The following is a 13259-nucleotide window of genomic DNA, read 5'->3' as shown; positions in this document are numbered from 1 at the left end:
CGACCGACCCTGTCCAGCCGGAAGGCACCGAAGACGGCGACGTCACGCGGCACCGGTGAGACTGGACGGCTGTGGCGAGTCGATGGTGCGGAGCGGGACGGCTCCAGCGCGAGCCGCGCGAGCAACAGCGAGGGCGGCGTGATGGGAATCGAGCGAGCGGCGCTGGCGAGCCGTCGCGACCTGTGCGACCTGGTCGACGGGCGGGCCGGCGAGCGTCTCGGGTTCGCGCAGCCGGTTGTAGTGGTCGCGCAGGATCTGCTCGCGCCGGGCGGCGGCTTCGTCGAGGGCGACCTGGCGGGCCTGGGCCTGCTCGCGCATCTGCTGGCGAAGCTGCTGGTAGGCGGCCTGGTCGGCCAGCGGCGCGGGGCGCGCGGTCGCGAGCACCGGGTCGAGCGGGCGCTGCGGGTGCTCCACCGGGTCGGGGCGGTGCCGCAGCGCGGGCTCGGGTGCGGAGCCGTTCCGGACAGCGATCGAGCGGACGGTGCCGGCCTCCAGGTGCTGGTCCAGGGTGGCGATGACCTGTCGGACGGTCAGGCGCAGGGTGGTGGCCCAGCTGGGCGAGTCGGCGAGCACGGTGAGGGTTCGGGTCCGGTCGTCATAGTGCACGGCACTCCAGTGGGCGGCGCGGTCGGGACCGACCAGCTCGGCCCACCGGTCCAGGACGGTTCCGCCGGCGGCGGCCACGTCCCAGCCGCGGGCGGCGACCAGGCCGGGCAGGACCACGTCGAGCCGGGCCGGATCGCGAGCCAGCCGCCCCTGCCGGGCGACCTGCGCCTTCGTCGCCGGGCGCTTCACTGTGCCCTGGCCGGCCTTGCGGGCAGCGGCGCGCGCCGACTGCAAGGCCGAGCGGGCCAGATCGGCCCCGGAGGACTCCGCCGGGGCGCTCACGCGACCCACACCTGACGGTCGTTCTGGCCGCTGAGATACTGGCGCAGGTGGTGGTAGAGCGAGCGGCCGAAGACCCTCTGGGCCTCGAGCGGGCCGACCTCGCGTTCCAGCGTCTCGAACAGCGTGGTGTCGCCCCGGTGCTTCCACTCGAACCACACACGTTTCCGCAGCTCGCGGAGCTCCTCGTCGGTGACCTCCTCGGCCAGTTCCTCGCCGCCCTGCCCGGCCCGCTCCGCACGCTCAGCGGCCCGCATGTCGGTGCGGACCTGGGCAAACTCCGGGTTCGGGCCCACAGCGGCCGCCGCCTCCGCAGCCACCTGGCGGTCGTAGACGGCCTGCTCGACCTCCTGGCGCAGCGCGTGGGCGATCAGCGCGTGCGGTCGCTCCGGGCGCCACAGCAGCCCGCTGCAGGCGTACTGGCTGGCGACCTCGCCGAGCCAGGCCATGGCGCGCTGCTCGTCCCAGCCCCGGGCCGCGACGTCGTTGAGGACCCATCGCAGCTGGTCATGGCTGGCCTGGCGGACCCACGGCACCCGCCGGTACGCGACCCGGGCGAGCTGGTCCCCGGCGGCCATCATCGCCGCCGTGACGACCCGCCCGAGCACCGTCCACCGCCGCTCCCCGGCGGACTTGGCCGCCCGCTTCTTCCTGGTGATCGAGCTCGTGTCACGGGCCGCGCCCGTAGTCTTTTGATCACCCACGGAGGAAGAGCTGACGTAGTGGGTGGTACCACCCTCCATTGGGGTGCAACGCGAGGTGCTGACGGGCTGTCCGGTACGGCTGAGACGAGCGGTACGGCGGGGACGGCGGAGCTTCTTCGCCGCCTTCTTCCCGAGCTCCGCGATGACCGACCGGCCCTCCTCCGAGATCCGGGTCATCCGCCGCTCCAGACCCTCACCCGCGGTACGGATGCCGAGCGCCTGGTCGTAGCTGATCGGGATGAGGCGCTCGTACTCAGACGCCAGGCTCTCCACCCGGGTCTGGCCCTCCGCCATCGGCAGCCGGGTGCCGATCGAGCGCCAGGCCAGCAGGCCGGTCGTCCGCAGGATCTCCAGGTGGTACTGCACGGTGCGCTCGCTGCGCTTCAGCTCCCGCATCAGGTGGGCGATGCCCGGCCGGCACGGCGTCAGCTGCGCGAGGATCTCGGCGAGCTTGATGGTGGTCTCGCCGAACTTCGGGCCGTCCTGCGGGACGTAGAGGCCGGCGCCGTGCACCCAGTGCACCGCCTGCAGCCAGCTGTAGCCGTCCAGCGCGACCCGCCCCGCCGTCCCGGACACCAGCTGGTGCTCCTGCGGCACCCACGCCACCCGCGCCGGGGCCACTACGGCGGCGTCGGTCGGCTCCTGGCGCTGGCTGGGAACGGCTGAGGCGGCCGGAACCACACGGTTCGGACACGATCGTGTGACATCCAAAGCATCACCCGAACGAGTGATGTGCATCACATGGGCGGCAGTCTGCGCGGCGGATTCGACAACCGGTCCGCCAACCCGTCCGGAGACAGAACCCAAGCAAGACAGGGGGGAGGACAGATCTCTCCCCTCCCGGGGGACACCGTACGAGCTCAAACCCGGGACACGACGCCCTTCGGCCGCAGCACCGGGTGACTGGAAAGGGGTACTGAGCTGCTGCAAAATGACAGAGCCCTCCTACTCGCATGTGGGTACGGCAACGGGCCCCCTCGGGGGCTCGGGTTCCTCGCAAGAACCGCACTGCGCCCTTCCCGGGCCCCGGCCGCCAAGCCGAGACCCGTTCCGGGCCCTCGTCCGATCGCCAAATCGGACGGATCGCGTAAGACCGCTTGCTCGTGGCTCCACCCACTGCAGCGGTCCTGGGGTTGCTGGCCTCGCCAAAGGCTGGCGCCCCCAATGGTCTAAGTCACCACACCGACCCCCTTCGGGGGAGAGGTGTATCCGCATACAACGACGACGGCACCCCGCCGGAGCGACCCACAAGGGATCGCATCCACGGCGGGGTGCCGCGTGTGTGCCAGAGAGCGCGTACGGGTACGCTGCATCACGTCGACCTTCCTACAGTTCAGGTCTGACCACGGAGAGGGCCCCTGCCAGGGGGCGCTAATCCATTCGTGCCGTCCGGACTTGTCCAAGGTCCGGGCGGCGAATTCTTTTGTGTCGATCAAATGCGGAGCCAGCCTACCCTTTCCGAGGGCGCCACACGCAGCCGTCGATCGTTCGTGTCGATCTGACAGCATGAAGCTCTGATGACCAGGCAAGCACGAGGCATCAGACTCAACGACCTGGTGGCACGTCATGGGCACACCTGAATCAGGGCGTGCGTGCCGGCGGTCCGCCAGTCAGTCTCAGAGTCTTCCAGCTCAGCCAGCTTCTTCGGCCTCAGTCCAACGATGACGTCGGACTTCAGCGTGCGCAGCGTCGCAACCCGGCCTGGGAAGTAGCCTGTCGCCTCGGCGAACGTGGTCATCGGCTCCCACCAGCGGTCGCCGACCAATCGCCGGTAGTTCAGATCGCCCTTCAGGATCGTCACGGTAGCGGTCGCGAGTTCTGAGCGCAGGGACTCCGGCGTTGCGGTGAAGTCGAACGGTGCGCACCAGAAGGCGTTGGTGCGCACCTGCAGCTGGCCGACTGCCGCCGCTTCGCGCAGACGCTCTCCGACAGCGCGGGCCTCGCCCTTGCCGAGCAGCAACGCCCGCAGGCAGTCGGCGACGTCCGCGAGTGTGGCGTCGGAGACGTAGTACGGCGTCGGCTTCACGTGCAGTACGACCTTTTCGGCCAGTCCGTGTGCCAGCAGGTGATCGACGAGGACCAGGTCCGCGACCATCTCGGAACCGGCGTTGTCTGCGACCAGGGCGACCGTTCCGCCCGGGGCGGATCGGAGCAGCTCCCACAGGTGCTTGCTGTCGTCGGCCACCAGCCCGGAGGCCTGAATATCCCGACCTGCGGTGATCTGGAGCGCCAGATCGGCGCGGTTGCCCCACAGGCTCGACAGGAGCAGCGCCTGCCCGCGCTCGTCGTCGGCCAGGTCGGCGACGTCGTCGAGCGCTGAGATCTCCGCCGACACCACTTCGCCTGCGAGCTCGGCCTGCTTGAACGGCGCGAACGGATCGACGCCCCGCCAGGGCCCGGGCTCGAAGAAGTCGGTGGCCTCGAGCAGGCGCCGGTAGAAGAAGCTCTCCGCCCACAGGAACGGCGCCTCCGCCCACCGGCGGCCGAAGTAGGCGCTCCCCCATTTGCGCCAGAGCTGGTAGTCGCTGGCGCTGTCGGGCAGCGGACGAATCACGCCGTGGACGCCCTCCTCGGCGAGCTCGGACAGCGCCTGCCGTTGCCCGGGCTCGAAGGGCCAGGCCCCGGTGAGCCGTTCAATCAGCGCGGGATGCCGCTTGGCGAACACGTCGCTAGCGAAAGGAGACTCACTAGAAATGATCACCGGGGCCTGCTGGGACATGAGCGTCTATCCCTCTCAGAACTGGTTCAGGTCGAGGTCCAGGGCGACAACGCCAGCCGCGCTGCCGACGAGGATGCGGCCGTGGACCGGGTCGTAGGCGGCACAGTTGAGGCTGCCATCGATTCGGACCTCTGCGAGCTGCTGCTGCTCGGCGAGCGACCAGAGCCGGACGGTGCCGTCAGCGGCAGCAGAGACGAGCCGGTCCGGGGCGCTGGTGAAGGCGACCATGAGGATGCGGCCGGAGTGCCCGCTCAGCTGGGCGGTGAACCGGTCGCTCGCCAGGTCACGGACTGCGATGTCGCCAGTGCCGGCGCCGACGGCAGCCCGGAAGCCCTGATCGTCGAGCGTGACGGCCCGGGCCCAGCCGGTCGGGCATGTGAACCGGGAAACGAACTCGCCGTCGGCTGCCCTCCACACGCGGACGGATCCGTCTCCGCCGCAGGCCGCGAGGACCTGGCCGTCTGCGTTGAACGCGATCGAGCGGAGACGGCCAGCGTGGACGTCCTGCGACCACAGCAGATTGCCGCTCGGGAGGTCCCAGCAGCGGATGTGCCCGTCACCGGTGCTCGCCGCCAGCCTCGGAGCGGTGCGGGCCATGGCCACCGCCCAGGTACGGTTCGTGTCCTGGTTGAGGGTCAGCTCCCAGGCCTCGTCCGCGAGCGACCAGGCCCGAACGGCGCCGTCGCCGCACGCGGCCGCAACCAGGTCCGTGCCGGAGGCGAGGGACCAGACCCGTCCGTGCCCTGCTGGCAGCCGGCGCAGCATGGTCGAGTCGGTGGCGTCGACCAGGTCGACCTGCCCCGCGCCATCGCCGATCAGCCCAACCGTGCCCGTGCTCGAATACGCCGTCGACCAGGTCGTGTTCGACCCATGGGCCAGTGTCTGCAGCGGACCTCCGTGCGTCGGCCACAGCCGTACAGCCCCGTCCTCACAGCCGGCGACGACCGTGCCATCACCGCTCCGTGTGAGCGAGCGGACCCAGTCGACGCCTGGCGGCAGCGCGGTCTTCCCGGCCTCACCGTCAACAGTCAGCGCGTGGATCGTCGGCTCCTCCGTCGCGGTGAGCACGAGCCCGCCGTCCGGGGAAGCGACGACGGAGCGCACCCGGCCAGGCAGGTCCGTCGTGCGCCGGACCGGGGTGAGTGTGCCGCCCTTCGTCGCCCACACCACCACCGATCGATCACCGGAACCGGAGGCCAGCAGGCCCGAACCAGCGGCGAACGCCACCGAGCGCACCCAGTCCCGGTGCTGGGCCTTCTCGTCCAGCAGCCGACCGGTGGTCAGGTCGAAGAGCCGGACGAACTCGTCCTCACCAGCGACAGCGATCGCCGGCTCGTCCCCGCCGCCGACCGCGACCGACCACACCGGCGTGCCGGTGGTCTGCATCCGGCGGACCAGCAGCAGCCGCTCGGTGTCCCACACGCACACAGCCCCGTCCTCGGCGCCCGAGACCAGCAATGGCTGGTCCGGCGCGAACGCCAGGGCCCGGATCCGGCGGGAGTGCCCGGCCAGCACACCCACCGGCGTGCCGGAGTCCGTGCGGTACAGCCGGACCAGACCGTCATCCCCGGCGGAGGCGACAACCGCTCCGTCCGGCGAAAGCACAGTGGCGAACACCCAACCGGTGTGCGCGCGGAAGGTATGCAGCGGCTGACGGGTATCGAGATCCCAGAGCCGCACCGTGCCGTCCTCGCCGCCGGAGGCGACGATCCTCGCCACGGTGGAGACGCTGACGATCGCTCCCACGTGCCCGGCGTCCTTCGACTCGGCCGCCGCGCCGCGGCGCAGCCACCCGGCGGTGAACGCCGCCCCGAGCGAGGCCGTTTCGGCGAGCGCCTCCGGCGCTACTGGCGAAGGTGAACGGTGCAGGGCGATCGACAGCGTCGCGGCCACATCGGCCGGCTCCACCAGCCCGGTCAGCAGATACCCGGAGCCAGCCATCACCCGCGCCGCCGTCCACGCAGCCGAGCGCCGCCCCGTGGGCAGGGCGTCGAGGACCGCCGCGTCGGCGACCAGCGACTGCTCCCCCACCAGCGCGACCTTCCGCACCACGTAGGAGGGAGAGGAGAGCAGCGCGACAAGCTCGTCCTCCAGGCCAGCTTCACGCAGGTGGTACGGCAGGTGACGCCACAGGTACCCCTGCTCGGCGCCCAGCTCCTCCCACCGGCCGCCGGTCGAATCGCGAAACGCATCCAGCAGCGAGCCGTGCAACTGCGCCCAGTCGTCCGCGACCAAGTGCCGCAGGTAGGACCGGAATACGTCATGCAGCGTGATCGTCTCCGTGTCCGCCTGGTAGCTGCTCACCAGCGACCGGTCCGCCAGGACACGACAGAACTGCCTGGTGGCGTGCGGAGACCAACCGAACGCCACCTTCCACCAATGCGTCAGCGCCCGGACCGGGATCGCTGTTGCTGGCGGGAACACCGCCAGCGACATGTACCGCGCCCGCAGGTCCGAAGCGCCGTTGAGCACGACGCTCTCCTCCAGGCCGTCCAGGCTGGACGCGATCGCCTGACCGATCGCGCTGCGCCGCTGGTCGGCGTCGAGCACGTCGAAGGCCTGCGGCCCGTAGTCGCGGATCGTCTCTGACGTCTCCGCCACAACGCGCCCCGAGGATGCCCCGGAAGCCACGTCCTGGCCGACGGTCGAGCCGACAATCTGCGCAAGCAGCGGCCAACCGCCCAGCAGCTCGGCGAGCTGCTGGGCCTCCGAGTGCTGCAGCGAGGCGACGTTTCGGGTCAGCATCTCGCTGATCTCGGCCGCCGTCATTGGCCCGAGTCGCACGACCTGCGCGGTTGACGGACACACCCGGACGTTCCGTGTCGTCACCAGCCGCACGCACTCCTCGCCGCCAAGGAGAAACGGAGAGAGGTCGGCGGCGGACCACACGTTGTCGATGACCAGCAGCGCTCGCCGATCCTGCAACAGCCGTGCGAGATGGAAGCCGGCCTGCTCCGGATCGGTCAGCGCCGGGCGGGTGCCGCTGAGGTGGACGCAGATGTCCGAGATCAGCTCCACGACCCTGGCCGGGGTGCAACCTTCACCGGTCTCCACCCAGAGGATCTCCGGGTAAAGCTCCTGGATCCGCCCGTCGTTGACCAGCTGAGTTGCGATGGTCGTCTTGCCGAATCCCCCAGGACCGACGACAGCTACCGTCGCGATCCCCTCAGTGTTGCGGGCCTCCTCCAAGACGGAGATAAGGCCATCGAAGTCAGTGTTCCTGCGCACCAGACTTGGCTCCGCGTTCGGGATGGGGAGGAAACTGCCCGGTGGCGCCGCGGCCTCTTTGGGAGTTCTTGGCATCTCGCCGAGCGCTTCCCAAAACCGCTCCTGCTCCGCCGGGCTGCATCGCTCCAAGGTTGAGTCCAGCGCCTCCTGGAGGGGTTTACTGATCGCCTTCGGGTTGGAAGGCGACTCCCAGTCAGACACTGTCCGGCTTCCGACTCCCACGTGGGCCGCGAACCCCCGCACCGACAGGCGCTTGGCTTCCCGTAATGCGCGCGATTCCCTTCCAGTCCAGCGCTGCACCGTGCCCACCGAGACCCCCTCGACCGACTCTCCGACGCTAACAACCGCTTGTGCCAAAACCCATGGTCGCGGGCGTACTCCGCAGCACACCCGCAGCACCGCCGCCACGCCTGGCCGGCAGGGTGGTGCAGAGCATGAAGTAGATCTTCCCCGACGTATGCCCCAGCCCGCAGCGCCGCCGCAGCACCGCACCAGCCACAGCACGGAGAAACCCCGGCACTCTTCTGGGCAACGGAGCAGCACCGCTCCGCTCCGCTATCGCATCGGCAGGTTGGGAGGGGAGTACTGGTGGCTCTGGCTCACCGTTGGAGTTCAAAGCTCAGTCCGCTGAGCTTGTTCCAGCTCCTCAACGCGCTTGCGAAGCTCGGCGAGTTCACGTGCCAGATCCTCGACTGTCGGTGCTGCCGATGGCGTGGAGTCTGGAGAGCTCACGAAACTGCCGCGCCCTGCCTGGGAGTAGACGACGCCGCGAGAGCGCAGCTCGGCCAGGGCTCGCTGCACCGTGCCGGTTGCGAGGCCGTGCTCGGCCGCCAGCTGGCTGGTGCTCGGGAGCTTGTCGCCTGGGCGGAGTTCTCCGCGGCGGATCTGCGCAAGGACAGCCTGTACCAGCTGCTGGTACGGCACCTGCTGCCGGCTCGGGTCGCTACTCATGTGCGTCATCGTACATTCGCCAGCCCGCCATAGATAGCCATGGCAAGTATGTTGACATGGTTGCCAATGGCGATTACGTTGATTGGGCAAGGCCGGCGCTGACAGCGCCGGAGTAAAACACGCAGCTGTCACCGCTTCGGCGGCGGTTTGGGGTTGAGCCTTCGCTCCCCCGGGCCGAGGCAGCTGTATCTCATACCGGGCACCACCGCAGCACCCACAGCGCTGCTGCGCTGCCTGTCCGCCAGGACCACCGGGTGACCGGTCCGGCCTGGCGGGTGGAGAGAGCAGCAACCGCTCCCCCGACGTCCCCCGCTCCCCTCCGACTCTTCGGGAGGTACCGCCATGCCTGCACGCGTCCGTACCAAGCGCACCAACAACCGGCCAGCTCTTCGGCTCAGCACCATCCGCCCCTCCGAGCTCAACGTCCGCAGCGCCGAGGTGATGACGATCGTGTGCCGGGACTGCCGGACGTGGCAGCGGCTCATGGGCGCCACCACCCTCAAGATCCGCGACCACTACGTCCCCGACGGTGGCGAGAAGGACGAGCACGGCAAGCTCAAGGCGGAGCGGCTGTGCCAGGGCGCCCGCCAGGTCGTGGACATCGACATCGACGTGGCGAAGTGGCAGCGGGCGCAGGACCGGCGCATCTCCCCTGACGCGATGCCGGCCGAGACCCGCCGCTCGGCCCGCCAGCACTACAAGCCGCTGCCGCCCGTGGCCGCTCCGGTGCACCGTATTGCCGCCCCAGGGCCGGCCGTCGCCGCGCCGAGCGTGGCCAGCCGCGTCGAACAGTGGACGCAGGTCCGACTGCCGGTCCTCGTCGCCGACACCAAGCGCGAGATCCCGCTCGAGGACGCGATCGGCCCGATCCGCGGCGCCCAGGCCCCCACCACGACGCTGCGTCCCGCCGCCTGACCCACCACCAATAGCACGAACTCCCACGGCGCCGCCGACCCCGAGCACGACGGGGTCGGCGGCGACCGCCGCATGCCCAGACCGCCTTGAGGAGATAGCCATGCCCGAAACCGCTGCCGCCACGCTGCTCGCCGAGGTCTACACCTGGTACTCGACCGGACTGCGGGACCTGGTGCAGGAAAAGCTGGACGACGCCGGCCTGGACACCGCCAACGACCTCATCGACGACCTGTGCGGCGAGCTGTGGCTGCACGCGGCGGAGCTCGCGGTGTCCCACGGCCGCTCCTTCACGGAGCTCCTCGACACCCTGGACGTCAACGCCGAGATCTTCGTGAACCGCCTCTACCACCGGCCGGCGGTGACTCTCGGAGGCTGCCTCGACGCCGCCGCCGACTCGATCGACGTCGCCGAGCACGCCAGCAACGCGGTCGATGGCACCGGCTACCGGCCGGCGCCCCGCCCGCAGCGCCCCGTCGCGACGAGCCTCGTATTCGAGCACTTGGCTGTGCTGCGCTCCGCCGCCTGACCAGCGTGCTCTCTCCTGCGACGCTGCCTGTCGCCGCCGCCCCGGACCGCCGGTGCGGCGGCGGCAGGGGGACGGCAGGAGCCGCCCTAGAAAAGCGAAAGCCCCGGGATTGCCCTCCCGGGGCTTTCAAGTCCGTCGCCTAAACAGGAGGCAACGACTGTGCTGCACAACATCATTGCACGCCCCGAGACGAACCTCGCCCCGGGCGACAGCGACCCGGACATGGACGAGGCGCTGCGCCGCGTCCGGGGCGGGGGTCGGTGATGACGGCCTTCCTCGACCGCGCGATCGTCCGCAGCTTCGCCGGCGGCGGGACGCCTGTGGCCAAACCCAGCAAGCCGAAGGGCGGCACCCGATGACCACGCCCGCGCCCACGGTCTTCGGCACCGGCACCGCTTCCGACCTCACCAGTCACGACCCGGTCCTGGCTCCGCCCCGCCCCGGCTTCTACCTGCGGCAGCGGCCCGGCGGGATCACCGCCCACCTGACGGCCGACCAGGACACCGTGCAGACCATGCGGGCCCTGGCCCTGACCGTCCTGGTCGCCCACGGCGTCGACCTGGAGACCGCCGCGTCCGCCCAGCTGGTCCTCTCCGAGCTGATCGGCAACGCCGTGCGCGCCTGCGGGCCCCACACCCCGCTGGTCGTGGAGGTCCACCGCTCCCGGGGAACGGACGCGGTCGTCACCGTCCACGACCCGCTCTCCGGCGCCGGCCCCCGCCGCACCGACACCGCCCCCGACAGCGACGAGGCGGAGTCCGGCCGCGGCCTGACCCTGATCGACATCCTCGCCCCCGGCTGGACCGTCAAGCCCTCGCCGATCGGCAAGGCGATCCGCTGCCGCATCCCCGCGGCCGGCTGACCGACCGCCCCTCCCCTCGCTCCCGCTGCGCCCCGGACCTCGGCCCGGGGCGCAGCGGGAGCTCCGTGAACTTCTCCGGCCGGAGGCCACCATGAAGCACCGCGCCCGTATCTCCTCGCCCGCCCGCCGCGCGTACTACGAGGCGGCCAGCACCCGCCGCTGGATCGCCCGCGTGATCGGCCCGCGCCGCGTCGGCGGCATCTACCGCGGCGCCTACGCCAGCGACACCCCCTACGAGGTCCTGGCGATCGACCCGGGCCCGCGCGAGGGCTGGCCGACCTGGCAGATCACCGTGCGCACCGTCGGCGAGGACCGGATCCGCCGGCACTGCACCGCTTGGGACCACGAGCGCGACGTCGTCATCAAGCAGCCCGAGGACGAGAACTTCGCCCAGGCCTGGGCGGCCTGGCAGCTGACCCACGACCCGGACCCGTGGACGCCGCGCGAGGCGGACAGCCCGGCCTGGCAGCACGTCCTGGACGAGATCGCCCACCCGGTGAGCACCGCCGCGTTCCAGCAGCTCGCCCACACCGCCCGGATCAGCTGACCGAGAGGAGCTCCCACCATGAGCACGATCACGCTCACGACCGCCGCCGAGACCGACTGGCGGATGCGCGCTGTCTGTCGCGAGGAGGACCCGGAGCTGTTCTTCCCGATCGGGAACAGCGGCCCGGCCCTGCTGCAGATCGAGGAGGCCAAGGCCGTGTGCCGCCGCTGCCCCGTCATGGAGCAGTGCCTGACCTGGGCCCTGACCACCGGCGAGGACGCCGGCGTCTGGGGCGGCATGTCGGAGGACGAGCGGCGGGCGATGAAGCGCCGCGCCGCCCGCAACCGCGCCCGCACCAGCTGACCCCGCAGCGGTTGCTGCCGTTCGCCCCCGCCCCGGACCGCCGGCTGCGGGGGCGTTCGACGGTGCCCGACGCACCGCCCCTATAAGAGAGGACACCTCCGATGGCGCTTCCCACCTGGATGGCCAACCGCACCGAGGCCTCGCCGATGCCGCTGGCGGCGCTCGGTGAGCTGCTGGCCTGGCTGAACACCTTGGACAACCGGGTGGCCTGGCGGTCCGCCCGCCTGGCCCGCGAGATGGACCTGATCGAGGCCGAGCGCGCCCTGACCCAGGCCCAGTTCGGCCGCCGCAAGCCCGCCGAGCCGGAGCAGATCGTCATGCTGCGCGAGCGCGTCGCCGCGGCGAAGGGCCGCCTCGGCCTGGCCGAGCTGGTCGAGGAGTTCGCCGAGCGGACCCGACTGCGGATCGCCGCTGCGGCCAACCACCCCATCAACGACGGGGCCTATGACGCGACGCTGCGGGACCTGGCCGTGCGGATCAACGTCGGCACCCGCCGCGTGATCGCCGCCCTGGCCGAGGAGGAGCACACCCGTCCGGCCGAGGCGTACCGCAACGCCAAGGCGGCCCTGGACGACTTGACCTCCGGCTACCGGGCGGTCCGGGCCACTAGGGCGGCGAGCGACCTGCGCGTCTGGGCCGAGGCCCTGGAGCTGGTGCTGGACGTGACCCGGCTGACCACCGAGCGGGCCTGAAAGCGACCAAGGTGTCCGAGATGGGCGAGAACGTTTCGCGCATGACCACTCATCACACCTGCCAGGCCTCGCTGGACGAGGGCACTTTGTGCGGCAAGGCCGCAGTGATCACCAAACCGGTCGCGCTGTGCTACGAGCACGAGATCGAGGTCGGCCTGGTGATCGTCCCGAGTCTGCTGAAGATGCTGCTCCATGAGGCGCGGACCGCTTCGGCCGGTCGCACCCGGGTGCTGACCGAGGCCGAGGCGAACCTGGTGGACAGCGCCCAGACCGCGCAGTGGCCGGAGGGCGAGCGGCATTCGCCGCTGGTGTACTTCCTTGCTAACGGCGGCCGGGTGAAGATCGGCCAGACCAACGGGATCCGTGCCCGTGTCCGGGCGCTGTCCCTGCGAGAGGACGCGGTCCTCCTGCTTCTGCACGGCGGGTTGAGCCTGGAGCGGGCACTTCACGCCAAGTTCGACACCTACCGGATCGACGACAGCGAGTGGTTCGAGCTGTCGCCCGAGCTGGTCCGGTTCGTCGGTGACAAGAGCCACGGCCAGCTGTTCGTGCAGCCCGCCCAGCATCTTGCGCCGGCGCGGGCCAGTGCCGGCACGAGGGTTCCGCGACAGGTTCGGGAGGCGCAGCGGGCGCAGGCCGAGCAGGAGATCGCAGACATCGTCAGGGCCGGCGGGATGCCTGATGTCGGCCAGCTCTCCCGGAAGTTCAACAAGCGCGAGACCTGGGTTGGCGACCGGATTCGCAGTGTCCGGCGCCGCCTTGAGGAGGCCGGGCCCACCGACCCGCCACAGGCACCGACCTCGGCCCCGCACGCCACCTGACGTCGGTCGGTTGTCGTTCTTCGTCGCCCCGCGCCCAGCACCATCGGGCCGGGGCGACGGCGTTCGACGGTGCCCGACGCACCGCCCGCCGGCTCCGGCGGGACCA

The 13259-nt window shown here is 70.8% G+C and carries 12 protein-coding genes; 7 read left to right on the top strand and 5 right to left on the bottom strand.

Going from position 1 to position 13259, the window contains the following annotated elements; genetic code table 11:
• Positions 1 to 42: 42 nt before the first annotated feature.
• The 5 genes from ABZW30_RS13370 to ABZW30_RS13350 all read right to left on the bottom strand — a co-directional run bounded on the left by ABZW30_RS13370 (position 43) and on the right by ABZW30_RS13350 (position 8487).
• On the bottom strand, positions 43 to 888 hold the full coding sequence (locus ABZW30_RS13370) for a DciA family protein (protein ID WP_355671210.1): 846 nt from the start codon (positions 886 to 888) through the stop codon (positions 43 to 45).
• Positions 885 to 2186, bottom strand: a complete 1302-nt coding sequence (locus tag ABZW30_RS13365; RefSeq protein WP_355671209.1) for a hypothetical protein — start codon at positions 2184 to 2186, stop codon at positions 885 to 887. Before ABZW30_RS13365 ends, ABZW30_RS13370 begins: the two co-directional genes overlap by 4 nt.
• A gap of 967 nt (positions 2187 to 3153) precedes the next feature.
• Positions 3154 to 4308 (bottom strand): damage-control phosphatase ARMT1 family protein, encoded by a 1155-nt coding sequence (locus tag ABZW30_RS13360; RefSeq protein ID WP_355671208.1) that lies wholly within the window; start codon positions 4306 to 4308, stop codon positions 3154 to 3156.
• 15 nt (positions 4309 to 4323) lie between these two features.
• The gene (locus tag ABZW30_RS13355; RefSeq protein WP_355671207.1) at positions 4324 to 7845 is read right to left on the bottom strand and encodes an NB-ARC domain-containing protein; all 3522 of its coding nucleotides are present in this window, start codon (positions 7843 to 7845) and stop codon (positions 4324 to 4326) included.
• Positions 7846 to 8148: 303 nt separating this feature from the next.
• Complete coding sequence (locus tag ABZW30_RS13350) at positions 8149 to 8487, bottom strand: GntR family transcriptional regulator (RefSeq protein ID WP_355671206.1); 339 nt, start codon at positions 8485 to 8487, stop codon at positions 8149 to 8151.
• Between the two features lie 342 nt (positions 8488 to 8829).
• Between ABZW30_RS13350 and ABZW30_RS13345 the strand changes: the two genes are divergently transcribed.
• From ABZW30_RS13345 to ABZW30_RS13315, 7 genes are all read left to right on the top strand, one after another.
• A complete protein-coding gene (locus ABZW30_RS13345) occupies positions 8830 to 9402 on the top strand; it encodes a hypothetical protein (RefSeq protein ID WP_355671205.1) in 573 nt (190 codons plus the stop codon).
• A gap of 100 nt (positions 9403 to 9502) precedes the next feature.
• A complete protein-coding gene (locus ABZW30_RS13340) occupies positions 9503 to 9928 on the top strand; it encodes a hypothetical protein (RefSeq protein WP_355671204.1) in 426 nt (141 codons plus the stop codon).
• Positions 9929 to 10283: 355 nt separating this feature from the next.
• Entirely contained in the window at positions 10284 to 10790 is a 507-nt protein-coding gene (locus tag ABZW30_RS13335; RefSeq protein ID WP_355671203.1) for an ATP-binding protein, read from the top strand.
• Between the two features lie 91 nt (positions 10791 to 10881).
• Positions 10882 to 11337 (top strand): hypothetical protein, encoded by a 456-nt coding sequence (locus ABZW30_RS13330; RefSeq protein WP_355671202.1) that lies wholly within the window; start codon positions 10882 to 10884, stop codon positions 11335 to 11337.
• Positions 11338 to 11355: 18 nt separating this feature from the next.
• Complete coding sequence (locus ABZW30_RS13325) at positions 11356 to 11640, top strand: WhiB family transcriptional regulator (protein ID WP_355671201.1); 285 nt, start codon at positions 11356 to 11358, stop codon at positions 11638 to 11640.
• 101 nt (positions 11641 to 11741) lie between these two features.
• Positions 11742 to 12332, top strand: a complete 591-nt coding sequence (locus tag ABZW30_RS13320) for a hypothetical protein (RefSeq protein WP_355671200.1) — start codon at positions 11742 to 11744, stop codon at positions 12330 to 12332.
• A gap of 41 nt (positions 12333 to 12373) precedes the next feature.
• Positions 12374 to 13153 carry a GIY-YIG nuclease family protein gene (locus ABZW30_RS13315; RefSeq protein WP_355671199.1) on the top strand — a complete coding sequence of 260 codons (780 nt, stop codon included), beginning with the start codon at positions 12374 to 12376 and terminating at the stop codon, positions 13151 to 13153.
• Positions 13154 to 13259 lie beyond the last annotated feature (106 nt).

It is taken from the genome of Kitasatospora sp. NPDC004669 (assembly GCF_040609455.1).
Classification (GTDB): Bacteria; Actinomycetota; Actinomycetes; order Streptomycetales; family Streptomycetaceae; genus Kitasatospora.
Note: the sequence above shows the minus strand (reverse complement) of the source record. Positions and strands in the feature narration are given on the sequence as shown.